Below are 16,140 nucleotides of genomic sequence, written 5' to 3' on the forward strand. Positions count from 1 at the left end.
TTACATAAACTGACAGTAGTGGCGGCGGCCGGTATTGTTTTAGATCAAAGTAAACAGATTCATTGCCGTTGCCATAACCCCATTGAGATCAACTTCCCGCTTTTTTTAACCGGCCAGGCCAGTCGGTTGCGTAATTAAAGTTCAAAAAAACGGCGCCGATAGATGATCTCAGGAGCACCAGAACAACAGGGAGGTCGCGAAAAGGGTAAATTCCAGGGGAATCAACATGGCCAGTCAGTTAAAAGATAAAAAGAAAATGAGTACCCGAGCGCAGATGCTCATTACCGGCGGCTTGACCATTATGCTGGGATTTACCGTGACCATCGGTGTCCTCAGCTGGCAGTCAGGTAAAGAGCAGAAGGCGCTGGCAGAAAAGTATCTGCAGCAGATTGCCCAAAGCCGCGGCTTACAGGTGCAACAGGAGCTGAGTCATGCGCGTGACGTGGCCAGCCATCTGGGACAAAGCCTGATCGCGTTACCCCATGCCGGCGTTACCGACCGTAAAGTGGTCGATAAGATCATGGAGTATTCACTGCGGGCCAATCCTGACTATCTGTCGATGTCTGTGATCTTTGAACCGAACGCCTTTGATGGCCGCGATGCCGAATTCGTGAACCAGCCGGGCCAGGCTCCGCAGGGCCGTTACGCCTGGTTCGTTGACCGCGACCTGGCGGGTCAATTCGCCATGCATCCGCTGCTTTCAATCCTGACGCCAGGTCAGGGTGATTACTATCAAATCCCGCAGCAGTCGAAAAAAGATACCCTGATCGAGCCTTACAGCTATGCCTATAACGGCGTGCCGACCTTACTGACCTCGGTGGCGGCGGCAATTATCGAACAGGGCACGCTGAAGGCGATTGTCACCTCCGATATTTCACTGGCGTCACTGCAGCAGAAGATAAATCAGATCAAACCGTGGCAGGGAAGCGGCTATGCGCTGCTGCTTTCCAACAGCGGAAAGGTGGTGTCATCTCCGGTCAAAGAAGAAGCCGGTAAGCTGTGGAAAGGGCAAACCGATCATTTTACTTCGGGCGTGGTGCAGCATTTTGATGCAGTACTGGGTGAAGACGCCTTAATGACCTGGCAACCGGTGGTCATTGGCAATAGCGATAAACCCTGGTATCTCGGGGTGGTGGCACCGGTGAGTCAGGTGATGGCCGCCGCTAACCGCCAGCTGAGCTGGGCAATTGGCCTGATGATCGTCAGCATTCTGCTGGTCGGAGCGGTGCTGGGCCTGCTGTTTAGCCGTAAAGTGTTGCGTCCGATTGGTGGCGAACCGATTGAGGCGGCGAAAATCGCGCTGGCGGTAGCGGATGGCAAACTCGACAATGCCATCGCCATCAAAGCGGGCGATCGCAGCAGCCTGTTCTTCGCGCTGGAAACCATGCAAAGTCAGCTGCGGCAGATCGTCGGCCAGATTAAAGACGCCAGTGAATCGGTGCGTCAGGGTGCGGGCGAAATTGCCAGCGGCAACCTCAACCTGGCATCGCGTACCGAGCAGCAGGCGGCCGCGCTGGAGCAGACCGCAGCCAGTATGGAGCAGATCAGCGCCACCATCCGCCTGAACGCGGATAATGCGCAACAGGCAACCAGCCTGACGGAAAATGCCACCCACATCGCCAGCCGCGGTGCCACGCTGGTAGGCCAGGTGGTTCAGACCATGGCGCAAATCGATGACAGTTCTAAGAAGATCGGCGACATCACCACCATGATCAACAGCATCGCCTTCCAGACCAACATTCTGGCGCTTAACGCTGCGGTGGAAGCGGCACGCGCCGGCGAGCAGGGCCGTGGCTTTGCGGTGGTGGCATCTGAAGTGCGTAATCTGGCGCAGCGCAGTGCCAGTGCGGTGAAGGAGATCGCGGCACTGATCGAGGAGTCCAGCGTGCGGGTTGAAAGCGGCGTCAGGCTGGTGAACGATGCCGGTAAGACCATGCAGGAGATGACGCAGGCGGTTAATTCGGTGCAGGGCATTATCGGGGAGATCGTTTCCGCCTCGGATGAGCAGGCGCGCGGCATTACCCAGGTGACGATTGCCGTTAACGAAATGGATGGCACCACCCAGCAGAACGCCGCGCTGGTGCAGCAGATGTCGGCCGCGGCCAGTTCACTGGAAGACCAGGCGCAGCAGCTGGCGCAAACGGTCGAGCAGTTTCATCTGGCTTAACGTAACCGCTGATGATAAAGAAAACCCGCCGATGGCGGGTTTTTTATTGCTTACTGTTCGATCAGACGCTCACCGCTGTGCGCATCGAACAGATGCATCTTGTCCGGATTGACGGTCACCGGCAGTGTACCGCCCGGCGTCGCCTCGCTGCGCCCGCTCTGTTGCATATGCAGCGCGAAACCCTGCCAGTTCAGATGCAACAGCGTCGATTCGCCGGTAATCTCAACGATACCGACATCGGCTGGCTGACCACCCGGCGCGCTGATCAGATCGTGAGGCCGCACGCCGAGTGTTACCGGCTGATCCGTCTGCTCACCTGCCGCACGGTGCCAGCGAGGCGCTAACGGCAGCCACTGTTGACCACACAGCACCCCCGGCACGCCATTACGCGGCTGAAACTGCGCATCCAGCAGATTCATCGGCGGCGAACCGATAAACCGCGCCACAAAAGTATTCACCGGACGATCGTAGATCGCCAGCGGTGTGCCCTGTTGCACGATAACGCCATCCTTCATCACCACAATCTGATCTGCCAGCGTCATCGCCTCGACCTGATCGTGCGTCACATACACCATGGTGGTTTTAAAACGCTGGTGCAGCGATTTGATCTCGGCACGCAGCTCCATGCGTAACTGCGCATCAAGGTTTGACAGCGGTTCATCGAACAGGAACACCTGCGGATTACGCACCATCGCGCGTCCCATCGCCACGCGTTGCCGCTGGCCGCCCGAGAGCGCCCGTGGATAACGTTGCAACAGCTGGCCGATGCCGAGAATCCCGGCAATGCGGGCGATCTTGCTTTTCTGCTCCTCGCGCGCCACCTTTTTGACCTGCATGTGGAAGGCCAGATTCTCTGCCACCGTCAGGTGCGGATAGAGCGCATAGCTCTGAAACACCATGGCGATATCGCGGTCAGCGGGATCGAGGTCGTTGATGCGCTTTTTATCGAGCATGATCGCCCCGTCAGAGACGCTATCCAGCCCCGCCAGCAAACGTAATAAGGTCGATTTACCGCAGCCCGAGGGACCGACCAGCACGGTAAAACTGCCGTCGGGGATGGTGAGATCCAGCGGATGCAGCACGCTCTGCTTACCGTAGCGCTTAGCCACCTGTACAAGTTCAACACTGGCCATAATTAGCGCACCTCATGTGAAAGTTGGAGTTGTTGCCAGCCGGGATAGCGGCGCGGTGAACTGCTGATTGCCTGGGAGGCAACATCGATGCCCCAGCGCAGCGCGGTTTGCGTCGGCAGGCGATAAAGCAGCGCGGCAAGAAAACCGGCGTTGAAACTGTCCCCGGCGCCGATGGTATCAACCACCGTTACCGGTTGCGCCGCCACGTGCAGCGTTTCGGTGGCAGACCACAACCGCGCGCCATCCGCACCGCTTTTCACCACGCAGCCACCCCGGCCACTGAGCCGGGCCGCCAGCTGAGCCGCGCTTTGCTCCACGGATGCGCCACTGGCTAAGCCGAGCGTTTCGACTTCGTTCAGCAGCAGCCAGTCGCAATCGGCTAACCAGCGATGAAGCTGCTGGCGAAGTTCATCATTCCAGCCAGCGGGAGGCCAGCCGGTATCGACCGCCACCGTAAAACCGCGTTGCTGTAGCGCCGACAGCAGCGCCGGATACGCCTGATAGAGTTCCAGACAGAGGAAGGTGCCGCACAGCAGAACGATATCGCCCGCTACGGCCTGCGCGGGCAGCTGGGTCAGCACATCCGCAGCGGTCATTTGCGTAATATGGCCAAAGTTGCTGATAAACGAACGTTCGTTGTCCGGATGGGTGACGCCCACCGTCAGCGAGGTTTCACAGCGATAGCGCGGCCAGTGCGCCGCACTGTGCGGGAAATGGCTGGCGAGCCAATGGCTAAACCCGTCATCGCCCTGATTGGCAATAGCGCGGTGCGGCACCTGCATCGCCTCCAGCGCCAGCGCACAGTTACCGGCTGAGCCGCCCGGACGCAGTTCGCTGTGTTGCAGCATCACTTCGGTGCCTCGCTGTGGCCAGTCGCTCAGCGTGCCCATGATCAAATCCACATTGATATTGCCCACCACGTACAGCGTGGATGAAGTCGTCTTTAGCATTGTTATCCCTTACTTCCCCCACTGGCCAGACCGCTAACCAGCGTCTTCTGCAGCCAGATGGCAATAAACAGTGGCGGCACCGAGGCCAGAATGCCGATAGCGGCGATAAGCCCGTCATCGGTGGCCCGTCCGGCCGTAAAGCCAGCAATGGCGACCGGCAGCGTCTGGGCCGAAATATTGCTGGTAAACAGCAGCGCATAGAAAAATTCATCCCACGCCAGCAGCCAGCCAAACAGCGCGGCCGCGCCCAGCACTGGCTTTGCCAGCGGCAGAGTAATGCGCAGCAGCACCTGCCAGAAGCGCAGACCATCGAGGCGAGCGGCCTGCTCGATATCACGCGGCAGCGAATCGAACTGGTTCTTCAGCATCCAGGTGAGAAACGGCAGGATCAGCGAGCAGTAGACCATCACCAGCCCAGGCCGGGTGTTCAGCAGATCAAGCTGCTGGAGCAGGAAGTAGAGCGGCAGCACGAAAGCCACCGGCGGCACCATGTAGATGGCCAGCGCGCCAAACAGCCAGCCGTCGCGACCGGCGTAACGGGAGAAGCTGAAGGCTGCCGGAATCGCCAGCAGCAGGGAGATCGCGGTTGCGACGCTGGCGACCAGCAGGCTGTTGCCCAGCGCATGCAGAAAGATATTGCCTGGCTGATTCGGCGCCAGCGACACCAGCCCGTGATAGCGACTAAAATCCCACTGCCGGGGCAGCCACTCAAGCGGGACACGCGACAGATCGCTGGCAGAACTGACGCTCATCAGGAACAGCCAGCCCATCGGGGCCAGAATAGTGATCGCCACCAGCAGCGCCGCGCCGTAGCGTAACAGCCGCCGCAGTTTAGTTTTCATAAGCAGAACTCCGACGGCGCTGACGCCATAACATCAACAGATAGAGGGTGATCAGCAGGGCGCACATCAGGGTCATCAGCATTGCGTAGGCCGCACCGCTGCCGGCCCGCAGATAACTGAAGGATTCCTGATAAACAAAGAAGCTCAGGGTTTTGGTGCTGTCCACCGGCCCGCCGCGCGTCATGACATAAATAATGTCGAAGATTTTAAAGGCATCAATGGTGCGCAGGACCAGCGCCACGCCCAGCGGGGCGACGATCGCCGGGAAGGTGATCGCCCGGAAGCGGCGCCAGGCGGACGCTCCGTCCAGTCTGGCAGCCTCAAACAGATCCTCAGGAATCGATTGCAGCGCCGCCAGCACCAGCAGCGTCACCAGCGGATAGTTCTTCCAGATATCCGCGAACATCACCGCATTAAGCGCGGCATCCGGTGAGCCGAGCCAGCTGCGGTAACCGTCGAGAATACCCAACTGGGTGAGCAGGGCGTTGATGCTGCCATAGTCCGGGTTGAAGTTAAGCCGCCACATCATCGCGTTGACGATGGTTGGCAGCGCCCACGGCAGTATCACCAGCACCCGCAGAATATTGCGTCCGGCAAATTTCTGGTTTAGCAGCAACGCCACCAGCACGCCAATCACGCCTTCAAAGGTCACCGAGACGAGAGTGAAATAGAGCGTACGGCCAATCGACGCCCGAAAGTCAGGGTCGCTCAGCGCGTAAGCGTAGTTTTCCAGCCCGATCCAGCCTGGCGTTTCCCCGCTGCCAATCAGCGCAGCATCGGTAAAACTCAGCCAGATAGTGCGCAACAAAGGCCAGGCGGTAAGCAGCAGCATCACCAGCAGCATGGGTGCCAGCAACACCCATGCCTGACGCTGTTCGCGTTGACGCAAACTCAGCATCATGACTCCTTAACGCAGACGCGCAGCGCTTTTATCCACCGCCGCCATCGCATCTTCGGCGGTGATCTTACCCAGTAACACCTGCTGCAACTGCTGCTGAAGCTGGTTCGAGAGGCGTGAATAGTCGGCCGTCTCCGGACGTGACAGCATCACGTTTAGTGACTTATCCGCCGCAGCGATCAGGCTCTCCTGATCTTTTTTTACCGCCGGGTCCTGATAAGACGATTTCCAGATCGGCAGGCTGAGGCGGGCGTACTGGTTCTGGACCGGCTGTGAGGTCATATACTGAATGTACTGCCACGCCTGCTCCGGATGGGTGCTGCCTTTAGCGATACCCAGCCCCATTGAGCCGTTTACGCCGCCCGCCTGGCCTGGTGCATCACCCGGCGCTGGCATGATGCCAACGTCGCCCGCCACCTTACTCTGCTTAGGATCGTTGGCCATGTTGTACATATAGGTCCAGTTAAGCGCGAACGCCGCGTCACCGTTGGAGAAGGATTTACGCACATCCTCTTCCAGATACTCGCGTGAGGCCGGATTACTCAGCCCATCGTCGAGCGAACTTTTCATCAGCTTTAACGCTTTAAGCGAGGCCGGGCTGGAGAAGTTGAGCTTACCGTTTTGATAGAACTGGCCGCCAAAGCCCGACACCAGCGTGGTGTAGTCACATACCAGCGCTTCGGCCTGCGACCAGCTCCAGACCAGCGGATAGTTAACGATTTTTTTCTGCTTGATGATTTTGGCGTCGTCCAGTACCTGCTGCCAGGTCTGCGGCGGGGTGGTAATGCCCGCTTTGCTCAGCATCGCCTTGTTGTAATAGAGATATTTGGTATCCAGAATCCACGGCATTCCCAGGGTTTTGCCCTTATAGATCACCGTGTTCATCGCCCCCGGGAAGACCTTATCTTTCTCTTCCGGCGTAAGGCGGGCGCTGACATCCTGCAGCAGATCGAAACGGGTAAATTCAGCCGGCCAGATAGCATCGAACAGCACCACATCGTAGCCATTGCCACCAGCACCGCGCGCCGCAACAATCTTGTCGTGCAGCGCTTCATACGGCACAAACTCCAGATTGACGCTGACATCCGGATGCTGCTTTTGAAAATCCTGGGTCATGGCACGAATATCATTTTCGCTGTAGGCCGCCTGAGTCATAAACAGGGCATTGATCTGGCTGGCCGCAACGGCACTGCCAGCGCTGAGCATCAGCAGGGCGGTAACGCCCGCTTTGAGTTGAGGGGTAAAACGCTGTGACATGATCTTCTCCACTTTGCAGCAACAGGATGTCGATTAATTAAATCAATTTGATTGATTTAATCAGGGGCGTAATCTGAGGCAGTTATTGCACTGGCCTGGAAAGTAATAAGCAAACGGCGTGCCATAAAAATCGCAGCAGATGAAACAATGCCGTAACAACGCTGAAACTCAGACTGCGCTTTTACGCTAAAACTGCCTATCCTGTTCGCCCGGATTTGTGTGCAGGTTCAAAGATATTATTTGCCCGCGCCGCCACTGGGACTAATACTGTCGGTCCCGCTGAAATGGAAAACAACATGAAAACCTCGGGCACTAACCTTGAACATGCGCGGGCGCACAATCGACGCGTGGTGATTGAAGCCATTCGTCTGCATGGCGAGCTGACGCGTGCAGAACTGGCGCGAATGACGGCGCTGACGCCGCAGACGGTCTCCAATATTGTGGCGGAACTGGAGCAGGCAGAACTGCTGACCAGCCGCCAGCCGCGCCGCAGTGGACGTGGCCAGCCGTCGATTCCGGTGACGCTGAATCCCACCAGCGCCTGGTCGATCGGCATTCATCTCGATCATCAGACATTGCTGCTGGTACTGGTCGATCTTAGCGGCGAAGTGCACCTGCGCCGCCTCGTTATGGTGCAAAAGCCCCAGCCCGCTGCCACCCTGGCGCGCATTGCTGGCGTGCTGGATGAGATGCGAACCTTTCTCGGTGCGCAGTGGAGCAAAGTTCTCGGCATTGGCGTGGTGATGCCGGGGCCGTTTGGCGTTGAGGGCATTTCCTCAGTTGGCCCCACCACCCTGAACGGCTGGGAGCAGGTCGATATTGAAGCCGAACTCAGAACCCTTAGCGGATTGCCGGTCACGCTGGAGAACGATGCCACGGTAGCCGCCATCGGCGAACGCTTTCACGGCGTTGCGCGCCAGCTCAACTCGTTTATCTATCTCTACATTGGCACCGGCCTCGGCGCGGGGATTTTTACCGATGGTCACATCTATACCGGCCACGCCCACAACGCCGGCGAGATAGGGCACATAGTGGTTGAACCGGGCGGACGTGACTGTTACTGCGGTAACCAGGGCTGCCTTGAACGCTACGTTTCGCTGCAGGCCGCCTACGAATTTTGCGGACTCGACCCGATGCGGGCACTGCCGGAAGATCTGTTGCAGATTGAACCCGCACGGTTTGCGGCGTGGATTGACAGCGTGTTGATCCCGTTGCGCCAGGCGATCAATATTCTGGAATCGGTGTTTGATGCTGAAGCAGTGATTATTGGCGGGATGATGCCGGAGACTTTACTGGAGCAGATCGTGCAACGCTTACCGCCGCTGTATCAGTCGGTGCGCGGACGTTATCTCAATGCGATGCGCCTGAAGACAGGAATGACCGGAAGCGATACCGCTGCGCTGGGCGCTGCCGCCTTACCGATCTTTGATGAGTTTAATCCTCAGTTTCAGGTGCTGATGAAGCAGGCGTAAAAACGGGCGCTGCCGGTGAGGGCAGCGCCCGGTTGATTAGCCAGGGTAGATACCGCGATCTTTACGCGCCATCAGGATGCGCTCACACGCCACGATGTACGCTGCGGTGCGCAGTGAACAATCTTTCTCTTTGGCTTTCTCCCAGACGTGGACCATCGCGTCGGTCATGATCTTGTCTGAGCGACGGTTGATCTCATCTTCGCTCCAGAAGAAGCTCGCCATGTCCTGCACCCACTCGAAGTAGCTGACGGTCACGCCACCGGCGTTACAGACCACATCCGGTACCACAATAATGCCGCGCGTCGCCAGCATATCGTCAGCATCGGGGTAGGTCGGACCGTTAGCGCCTTCCAGCACAATTTTGCAGCTCAGGATTTCGGCCCGTTCACGGGTAATCTGACCTTCCAGCGCCGCCGGGATCAGGATGTCCATTTCCGTGGTCCAGAACGCCTCTTTATCGATGGCCTGCGCGCCCGGATAACCGGCAATCTGCTTGTGGGCGATCTGCCATTCCGTCAGCGCAGCCATGTCGATGCCGTCGGCATTGAACAGCGTCGCGGTATGGTCCTGAATCACCACCACCCGCGCACCCGCTTCATCAAACAGCCGGGCTGCTTCGCTGCCGACGTTACCGAAGCCCTGCACCGCAACGCGTGCGCCTTCAACATCAATGCCGGCACGACGTGCCACCTCACGGCCGGTGATAAACACCCCGCGACCGGTGGCTTTTTCACGACCCAGTGAACCACCCAGATGAATCGGCTTGCCGGTGACAACACCGGTGATGGTTGTGCCGTGGTTCATGGAGTAGGTGTCCATCATCCACGCCATGACTTTGCTGTTGGTGCCGACGTCTGGCGCAGGAATATCTTTTTGCGGTCCAATGATGATGCCGATCTCGCTGGTATAACGGCGGGTCAGTCGCTCCAGCTCCCCGTCGGACAGTTTGAAAGGATCAACGCGGATGCCGCCCTTGGCACCACCGTACGGCAGGTTAACTGCGGCACATTTGATGGTCATCCAGGCGGAAAGCGCCATCACCTCATTGAGGTCAACATCCGGATGGTAGCGAATACCGCCTTTGCCCGGACCGCGCGAAAGGTTGTGCTGAACGCGATAGCCTTCGAAATGGCGGATTGAGCCATCGTCCATTTGCAGAGGAATATCGACAATCAATGCACGTTTTGGATGACGCAAAGTATCTATCCAACGTGAAAGATCGCCTAAATAGGGCGCAACCCGGTCGATTTGTTGTAAGTAGGTGGACCAGGCAGATGTACTGCTTTCAGACGCATAAGATAACTTATCCATAAAAAACCTTTCTTAATGAAGTTATTTATTGTGTGGAGCCGTGGAGACAGAGCGCAAATCACTGCGCCGCTATAATCTAACACTCCTGAAACAAATAAGATGGTGATGTAAGCACGCCAGCAGCGCAGATTGCGCCATTTTGGGGCATTTGCAGTGAATAATTATCCGCATTGGGTAGCCGCCATAGGCGAATAATCATGCGCAGGGAGCGCATAGTGGCTGCATAGAAAGGGAAATATCGCCATTTTTCAGATCTTTGAAGGCGTTCAAAAAGTTAAATAATTGATCATCGCCATATTGACTTTGCTGCACCAATTAAGTGCATGAGAATAAGTAATCAAAGGATGAGATTAAGTAATAGATTAAGGCGGGATAGTGCAGTCTATTCAGACAATTAGCGTTGGCGATCGGGTCGGGGGGGAAAATAACCGGAAGTCAAAGCATGCAGGGATGAGCCAGCCTGTGTGGCTGGCTCTCGCCAGATTATTGATGCAGGGCCTGTTCCGCTTCCTGCAGTTCCTGACGGGCTTCAGCCAATTTCTGTTGACGCTTTTCAATTTTACTGGCGCTGCGCCCTTCAGCCTGCGCTTTGGCCAGTTCCTGTTGCCGCTCCTGCACCTTTTGCTTTTTCTCAGCCACTTTCTGCTGTCGCTGCTGCAACAGACCGCTGTCAGTGCAGTGGGCGTTAACTTCGCTCAGCGCTTTTTCAAGACCGGCAACCTGGTGAGTATTATTGTGCTGGCGAGCATAGGAGAGCTGGGTTTCAATCTCCTGCTTTTTGGCGGCACAACCGGTCAGGTCACTGGCTGCCTGAGCAACGGTAAAGGTGGCAGGCAACAGGCAGAAGCTGAGGGTAAGCAATATTTTTTTCATTATCGTCTCGTCAATGAGTCTGTGTGGTGGCGTCAGTATACGCAGCCATCTTAAGAGATTCTTAACCAAAAGAAATATTTGCCAGCAGGCGGAGAACAGGGAGGGGGAACCGGGGAAAATGCTGCCTGCAGTCAGGCAGCCGAAGAGGTTTTGCTCTGGAGAATACCAACATAATGCAGATTACGATCGGGACCGCTCAGCATCACCGGCTCGCCCGCCTGACGCTGCTGTTCAAAATAGTCCTGCATCGTCTGGCTGATACCTGCACCACACCACATCACATGATGCTGATGTAAATCGGTTTTCGCCGCCGGCTCACCGGTGGTGTGCGAGGCGACATCAACGTTGAAGCCCATCGCCGACAGCCGAATCGCTTCCAGCCAGATTTCGGTTTCATCGCGTACGCTGACCGCTTCCAGAAAGAGCGGAATATTGCTTTCACTGCGTGATGCCGCACGCATCACCTTGTCAGCCTGCTGTTGCACCGACTGCTGGAAACGTCCCAGCCGTCGTACCGCACCCTGACGACGATCGGCTCGCAGCCAGTCGCTGAGCGGACGTAACAGATTAAAGATAAAATCATCGCCGCTGTAGTCGCTCGACATCTTGTGCATCTGGCGCGACAACGACAATGGGGTACCAAATTCGAGTTGCCACAGCATATCGCCTTTACGTGCTGTCCAGCCCGCGGTGGAGATAGCAGAGTCGCTCGCCTGTCCCTGTTTAATTTCCTGTAGCGTCGCGCCGGTTGCGGTTAAGGCAACCAGACTTCGGACTTCGCTTAACTGCGCGTCGCTCCATTGATCCTGAGTTGTCTGCGGTGATAACAGGCCCTGTTTCATCCAGCTTTTCAGATTCGCTGGATGCGTGCCCGTCATTGCGCAGACTGTTTCAGTAGTAAGAGAATACATATCGTGCCCTCTGATGAGGGGAAGGCCGCCGGTATTATCCGGGGATGAACCGCCACTATGAACCTCATAACGAGAAATTGATAGAGGGCAAACTGCGTTCAAACAGCAGCATAGCGGCGTGACGCTGCGCTTAACGGCTGAGTAAAATCGGTTAATTACTGGCTGATCAGGTGGTTATATGATCAGGTATCTGCCGAATGAAAAGCTGTGTATTTATTCAGTAAAATTTATTTACGCTAAAACAGCACTATTAAGCTGCTAATCAGCCGATTTTTAAGAGCATACCGACCCGTCAGCCGGTTACATCCTTCAGGCAAACCGTTAAAATAGGCGGCTCAAATGACCAGGAGAAAGAGTGCCAGATGCCTTATCGTTTTACACTCGCCGCCGTGACGGCTGCCGTTGTACTCACCGGTTGTGCCCGCCACGCCGTTAACGATGCGCCCAGTGAATTTGCTGCTGGCCCGACGCAGATCGATGTCTCACACATCAAAACCCGTGCCGACGATGGGTCCAACGTTTTTCTGACGGTGGACGGTAAAGATGCCGGCCCGTTACCCAATGGCGAAAGTATGCTGCTGCATGTTCCGGCAGGCAAACATCAGGTTGGCGGATATGTACCAACGCTGTTCGGCCTTGGTCGGGTTACCATTGCCCCGATTGAAGTGACAACGTCACCTGACGACGTCAAGAAAGTGGCTTATACGGTCACCCGTAATAAAGCATCATTTGTCGAAAATCCTGACGAACAGGGTTAAGCGCACCATTGATGACAGCGCTCGCCCAGCGGAAAGCCTCGCTGGGTGCAGTCGTGCCGCCATAAATTCGGGTGCGGCACAGGCACTACACGGGTACCAGATAGGGACTACATAGGTAATACATAGTTACTACAGGCCAGCGTTACTACAGGTTAAGTTCGCTGAGTGAAGGATGGTCATCGGGACGGCGGCCCTGCGGCCAGTGAAACAGTCGCTGGTTTTCAGTGATGGGCAGGTCATTAATGCTGGCGTGACGCTGCATCATTAGGCCATTGTCGTTGAAAGCCCAGTTCTCATTGCCGTAAGATCGATACCACTGGTGACGGGCATCATGCCATTCATAGGCGAACCGCACCGCAATGCGGTTATGGTGAAAGCTCCACAGCTCTTTAATCAGCCGGTATTGCTGCTCCCGCAGCCATTTCTGCTGCAGAAAAGCGACTATCTCCGCGCGACCGGTAATAAAGGTGTCGCGATTACGCCACTGGCTGTCGACGGTATAGGCCAGCGAAACCCGTTCAGCATCCCGGCTGTTCCAGCCATCTTCTGCCAGACGAACCTTTTCGATAGCCTGTTCGGCCAGGGTAAAGGGTGGCAAGGGCGGGCGAGGCTTCTCCATCATCTTCTCCTTAATCAGGCTGCGGCAGCCAGAGCCGTCGCGGCTGCGCCGTTCGCAGCACAGCGATTTATCGGATAGTTTTAGCCGGATGGCTGGCTGAGAGTGGCATCACCCTCAGCCGCTAATTTCAGTAAATCGCCGGTTTGAGTAATCAGAGTGCGATCGCATGAATCTGGCTGACAGCGCGGGCAGCTTCTTTGCCTTTCTTCACGAAGTGTTCAGTGTAGAAATCAATAAACTCCGGGGCCGGCTGGAAGTTATGCGGCGTTAACGACACCGAGAAGATCGGCACGTTAGTGGCCAGCTGAGCCTGCATCAGGCCGCTGACAACCGCCTGCGCGACAAAATCATGGCGATAGATACCGCCATCGACAACCAGTGCGGCACAGACCACCGCGTCGAATTTGCCGGTCTGAGCCAGACGTTGCGCCAGCAGCGGCATTTCAAAGGCGCCTGGAACATCCCAGGTTTTAATTTCATAGGGCGTTCCGCGACTTTCCAGTTCCTGTTCGAATCCGCTCTGGGCCTGAGAAACGATTTCGCTATGCCAGTTTGCTTTTATAAAGGCGACTTTCAACGGCTGCATAACTTACTCCAGTTAAAGTGACATCGGCAGGCTGACGGCTCAAATGAAGCGCCTGTGCCCCGAATCAATGTGTTTTGCCCGGATGGCCGCATCAATCAATCAAACGGCGGCGATCGGGCAGTCAGTAGATTGGCGCGCCCTGAAACGCCAGTCAGGACACGTCTCGTGGTCCTGAATAAGTCAGTAAGCAGGGCGTTCAGCCGCGGCGAAAAGTGATCCCGACCGCCACTACTATACTGTAATGTAAAGAATCTGTGACCGACTTTATTGATCATACTGTGTTTCAGGCTGAACCGCGCGAGACTAATGCAGGCAATGCCGCGAAGCCTATATAGCCTTGACGTCCTCACCGCCATACCGTGACAGAATCTTCACTGCTTTTCGCTTCACCCCTACAGCGGCAACGTTAAACCTCACTCTGGCGAAACCGCTCTCTCCCCGGTAAAAATCCTTCTGCAACTGCCGTTTTGCGTAATGAGTTCCGGTTACGCAATTGCTCAAATAAAATACTGGATATTTGAACAGGTGTTTGTATAATAAATCTACTGCCCGCTGGGTATTGGTAGAGTTAGTGAGGGGTTAACCCATGATGATTTCGACTGAAAGCCTCAAATCACTGGAACAATCGGTCACAATGAGCAGCCGTGAACTGGCACAGATGACCGGCATCACGCATGGAGAAGTTAAGCGGTTAATTAAAAGTCTGGAAACCGCCCAGCGCCTGTCGCAACCGATAATCGTCAATGATTATGAGCGGGAAGGGGAAGTGCGTCAGGAGTACCGGCTGAACAAACGTGATTCGCTGCTGGCCGTGGCGCGCCTGTCGCCAGGCTTCACCGCTGAAGTGCTCGATCGCTGGCAGGATCGCGAAAGAACCACGCATCTGCCCGATTTCACCAATCCAGCGGAAGCCGCGCGCGCCTGGGCTGAGCAGTTTGAACAGCGGCAGGCGGCAGAGCAGCAGCTGGCGCTTTCTGCCCCAAAAGCGGCTTTCTTTGATAGCTTTGTTGAGGTTGAAGATTCGCTGGGTTTTCGTCAGTTGTGCAAAATGCTAAAGGTCAAAGAGCCGGATTTCCGGCAGTTCCTGCTGGAACGCAACATTATGTATCGTGCGAAAGGGACGCTGACACCACAGAATTACCATCTGCAGGCCGGTTATTTCACGCTGCACTCCGGTGTAGGTGAAAACCAGCACGCCTTCTCCCAGGCACGTTTTACCTCAAAAGGGGTGAAATGGATTGCCAGCCTGTGGGCCGGGCATGTTTCAGCGCAGCCAAAAGGCGCCGCCGCCTGACCGCGGCGTTGCTGAAATGATGCACTGGAATAAAGCAGAGAAATATCCCGTTATCATTGCATGTACGCCTGAAGTCCGTGCATAAAAAAAGGCCGCAACACTGTGCGGCCTCTCAACATTCAGGCGTAAGGTTAATTACCAGCCTTTGATGGCATCGCCTTTATAAACTTCTTCAGCCTTGGCCGCTACTTCAGGTGACTGCAGCGCCGATTTCAGCTTCTGAATTTTATCACTGTCTTTATTATCTTCGCGTGAGACCAGGGCGTTGACATAAGGAGAGGCTGCACTTTCCATAAATAAGCCGTCACGGTGCGCTGATAATCCAGCCTGCGCCGAGAAGTTGGTATTGATAATCGACAGAGTGACGTTTGGATCGTCCAGCGTGCGCGTCAGCTGCGGCGTATCAACTTCAACCAGTTTCAGATGTTTTGGATTCTCAGTAATATCCAGTGAGGTCGGTAAATAGCCGACACCCTCTTTAAGCTTTATCAGGCCCTGGGCTTGCAGCAGTAACAGGCTACGTCCGAGCGTGGTCGCTTCGTTAGAGATGGTGATCGTTGCGCCATCCTGAAGCTCACTGATATTTTTGATTTTGTGCGAGTAGCCAGCAATCGGGAAAACAAAGGTCTTACCGACCACGGCAAATTTGTAGCCACGTTCTTTGGATTGATCTTCCAGGTAAGGCAGGCTCTGGAAGGCATTTGCATCGACTTCTTTATTATTCAGCGCTTCATTAGGCAACACGTAGTCGTTGAAGTTAAGCACTTCCACATCCAGCTTATATTTCTCTTTCGCTACCTGCTGTACTACCTGCCAGATCGCTTCATCCGGCCCGGTATTAATCGCCACTTTTACTTTGTTGTCGTCATCCTGATTGCAGGCGGATAATAATAAAACAGAACTGGCGAGTAACGCCGTGAACAGACCTTTCATTATCGGATATCCCTTAGGTAATAGATGCCATCAAAGATAATACAGAATCGTTATGATGCGTACTGACTGACGGATATATCTTATAACCACAAACGCCAGTATTGCTCATAAAGTAAACGCAACAAACCCAACGCTG

General features: G+C 55.6%; 15 protein-coding genes. 4 read left to right on the forward strand and 11 right to left on the reverse strand.

Translation table 11 applies throughout. The features are described 5' to 3' along the window. Nucleotides 1-226 precede the first annotated feature (226 nt). Nucleotides 227-2,167, forward strand: a complete 1,941-nt coding sequence (locus tag AC6I8D_RS22030; RefSeq protein WP_497820948.1) for a methyl-accepting chemotaxis protein — start codon at nt 227-229, stop codon at nt 2,165-2,167. 50 nt (nt 2,168-2,217) lie between these two features. On the opposite strand, the gene AC6I8D_RS22035 is transcribed toward AC6I8D_RS22030, so the two are convergent. The 5 genes from AC6I8D_RS22035 to AC6I8D_RS22055 are packed head-to-tail and all read right to left on the reverse strand — an operon-like array spanning nt 2,218 to nt 7,247. Then, nucleotides 2,218-3,300: an ABC transporter ATP-binding protein gene (locus AC6I8D_RS22035; protein WP_497820949.1), complete on the reverse strand. Its 1,083-nt coding sequence runs from the start codon at nt 3,298-3,300 to the stop codon at nt 2,218-2,220. Nucleotides 3,301-3,302: 2 nt separating this feature from the next. Then, complete coding sequence (locus AC6I8D_RS22040; RefSeq protein ID WP_312055702.1) at nt 3,303-4,250, reverse strand: carbohydrate kinase family protein; 948 nt, start codon at nt 4,248-4,250, stop codon at nt 3,303-3,305. Between the two features lie 2 nt (nt 4,251-4,252). Then, nucleotides 4,253-5,092 carry a carbohydrate ABC transporter permease gene (locus AC6I8D_RS22045; protein ID WP_312055701.1) on the reverse strand — a complete coding sequence of 280 codons (840 nt, stop codon included), beginning with the start codon at nt 5,090-5,092 and terminating at the stop codon, nt 4,253-4,255. Further along, nucleotides 5,082-5,990 (reverse strand): carbohydrate ABC transporter permease, encoded by a 909-nt coding sequence (locus AC6I8D_RS22050; protein ID WP_312055718.1) that lies wholly within the window; start codon nt 5,988-5,990, stop codon nt 5,082-5,084. Before AC6I8D_RS22050 ends, AC6I8D_RS22045 begins: the two co-directional genes overlap by 11 nt. Before the next feature lie 9 nt (nt 5,991-5,999). Continuing rightward, a complete protein-coding gene (locus AC6I8D_RS22055; RefSeq protein WP_312757486.1) occupies nt 6,000-7,247 on the reverse strand; it encodes an extracellular solute-binding protein in 1,248 nt (415 codons plus the stop codon). Nucleotides 7,248-7,543: 296 nt separating this feature from the next. Here AC6I8D_RS22055 and AC6I8D_RS22060 point away from each other — a divergent pair, with 296 nt between their 5' ends. Then, a complete protein-coding gene (locus AC6I8D_RS22060) occupies nt 7,544-8,719 on the forward strand; it encodes an ROK family transcriptional regulator (RefSeq protein ID WP_312055699.1) in 1,176 nt (391 codons plus the stop codon). 36 nt (nt 8,720-8,755) lie between these two features. Here AC6I8D_RS22060 and AC6I8D_RS22065 read toward each other — a convergent pair whose 3' ends face one another. The 3 genes from AC6I8D_RS22065 to AC6I8D_RS22075 all read right to left on the reverse strand — a co-directional run bounded on the left by AC6I8D_RS22065 (nt 8,756) and on the right by AC6I8D_RS22075 (nt 11,814). Then, on the reverse strand, nt 8,756-10,030 hold the full coding sequence (locus tag AC6I8D_RS22065) for a Glu/Leu/Phe/Val family dehydrogenase (RefSeq protein ID WP_312055698.1): 1,275 nt from the start codon (nt 10,028-10,030) through the stop codon (nt 8,756-8,758). Between the two features lie 483 nt (nt 10,031-10,513). Further along, complete coding sequence (locus tag AC6I8D_RS22070; protein ID WP_312055697.1) at nt 10,514-10,903, reverse strand: DUF1090 domain-containing protein; 390 nt, start codon at nt 10,901-10,903, stop codon at nt 10,514-10,516. A gap of 131 nt (nt 10,904-11,034) precedes the next feature. Continuing rightward, nucleotides 11,035-11,814, reverse strand: coding sequence for a MerR family transcriptional regulator (locus AC6I8D_RS22075; RefSeq protein ID WP_312055696.1), 780 nt, complete (start codon nt 11,812-11,814; stop codon nt 11,035-11,037). A 362-nt stretch (nt 11,815-12,176) separates the two neighbouring features. On the opposite strand from AC6I8D_RS22075, the gene AC6I8D_RS22080 reads away from it, so the two are divergent. Beyond that, entirely contained in the window at nt 12,177-12,572 is a 396-nt protein-coding gene (locus tag AC6I8D_RS22080) for a hypothetical protein (RefSeq protein WP_312055695.1), read from the forward strand. Nucleotides 12,573-12,717: 145 nt separating this feature from the next. Here the strand turns inward: AC6I8D_RS22080 and AC6I8D_RS22085 are convergent, their stop codons facing one another. Beyond that, entirely contained in the window at nt 12,718-13,191 is a 474-nt protein-coding gene (locus AC6I8D_RS22085) for a nuclear transport factor 2 family protein (protein WP_312055717.1), read from the reverse strand. 151 nt (nt 13,192-13,342) lie between these two features. Next, nucleotides 13,343-13,777: a 6,7-dimethyl-8-ribityllumazine synthase gene (locus AC6I8D_RS22090; protein WP_312055694.1), complete on the reverse strand. Its 435-nt coding sequence runs from the start codon at nt 13,775-13,777 to the stop codon at nt 13,343-13,345. A gap of 586 nt (nt 13,778-14,363) precedes the next feature. Between AC6I8D_RS22090 and AC6I8D_RS22095 the strand changes: the two genes are divergently transcribed. After that, nucleotides 14,364-15,071 carry a phage antirepressor KilAC domain-containing protein gene (locus AC6I8D_RS22095; protein WP_312757493.1) on the forward strand — a complete coding sequence of 236 codons (708 nt, stop codon included), beginning with the start codon at nt 14,364-14,366 and terminating at the stop codon, nt 15,069-15,071. 135 nt (nt 15,072-15,206) lie between these two features. Here AC6I8D_RS22095 and AC6I8D_RS22100 read toward each other — a convergent pair whose 3' ends face one another. Continuing rightward, nucleotides 15,207-16,004, reverse strand: coding sequence for a MetQ/NlpA family ABC transporter substrate-binding protein (locus AC6I8D_RS22100; protein WP_312055692.1), 798 nt, complete (start codon nt 16,002-16,004; stop codon nt 15,207-15,209). Nucleotides 16,005-16,140: the final 136 nt, after the last annotated feature.

The sequence above is a fragment of the Pantoea sp. X-Soil-MYKO-1785 genome, assembly GCF_059730675.1.

Excerpts from the sequence above, each read along its gene's own strand:
- AC6I8D_RS22030 (WP_497820948.1), top strand. The coding sequence starts at position 227 with ATGGCCAGTCAGTTAAAAGATAAAAAGAAAATGAGTACCCGAGCGCAG.
- AC6I8D_RS22035 (WP_497820949.1), bottom strand. The coding sequence starts at position 3,300 with ATGGCCAGTGTTGAACTTGTACAGGTGGCTAAGCGCTACGGTAAGCAG.
- AC6I8D_RS22040 (WP_312055702.1), bottom strand. The coding sequence starts at position 4,250 with ATGCTAAAGACGACTTCATCCACGCTGTACGTGGTGGGCAATATCAAT.
- AC6I8D_RS22045 (WP_312055701.1), bottom strand. The coding sequence starts at position 5,092 with ATGAAAACTAAACTGCGGCGGCTGTTACGCTACGGCGCGGCGCTGCTG.
- AC6I8D_RS22050 (WP_312055718.1), bottom strand. The coding sequence starts at position 5,990 with ATGCTGAGTTTGCGTCAACGCGAACAGCGTCAGGCATGGGTGTTGCTG.
- AC6I8D_RS22055 (WP_312757486.1), bottom strand. The coding sequence starts at position 7,247 with ATGTCACAGCGTTTTACCCCTCAACTCAAAGCGGGCGTTACCGCCCTG.
- AC6I8D_RS22060 (WP_312055699.1), top strand. The coding sequence starts at position 7,544 with ATGAAAACCTCGGGCACTAACCTTGAACATGCGCGGGCGCACAATCGA.
- AC6I8D_RS22065 (WP_312055698.1), bottom strand. The coding sequence starts at position 10,030 with ATGGATAAGTTATCTTATGCGTCTGAAAGCAGTACATCTGCCTGGTCC.
- AC6I8D_RS22070 (WP_312055697.1), bottom strand. The coding sequence starts at position 10,903 with ATGAAAAAAATATTGCTTACCCTCAGCTTCTGCCTGTTGCCTGCCACC.
- AC6I8D_RS22075 (WP_312055696.1), bottom strand. The coding sequence starts at position 11,814 with ATGTATTCTCTTACTACTGAAACAGTCTGCGCAATGACGGGCACGCAT.
- AC6I8D_RS22080 (WP_312055695.1), top strand. The coding sequence starts at position 12,177 with ATGCCTTATCGTTTTACACTCGCCGCCGTGACGGCTGCCGTTGTACTC.
- AC6I8D_RS22085 (WP_312055717.1), bottom strand. The coding sequence starts at position 13,191 with ATGGAGAAGCCTCGCCCGCCCTTGCCACCCTTTACCCTGGCCGAACAG.
- AC6I8D_RS22090 (WP_312055694.1), bottom strand. The coding sequence starts at position 13,777 with ATGCAGCCGTTGAAAGTCGCCTTTATAAAAGCAAACTGGCATAGCGAA.
- AC6I8D_RS22095 (WP_312757493.1), top strand. The coding sequence starts at position 14,364 with ATGATGATTTCGACTGAAAGCCTCAAATCACTGGAACAATCGGTCACA.
- AC6I8D_RS22100 (WP_312055692.1), bottom strand. The coding sequence starts at position 16,004 with ATGAAAGGTCTGTTCACGGCGTTACTCGCCAGTTCTGTTTTATTATTA.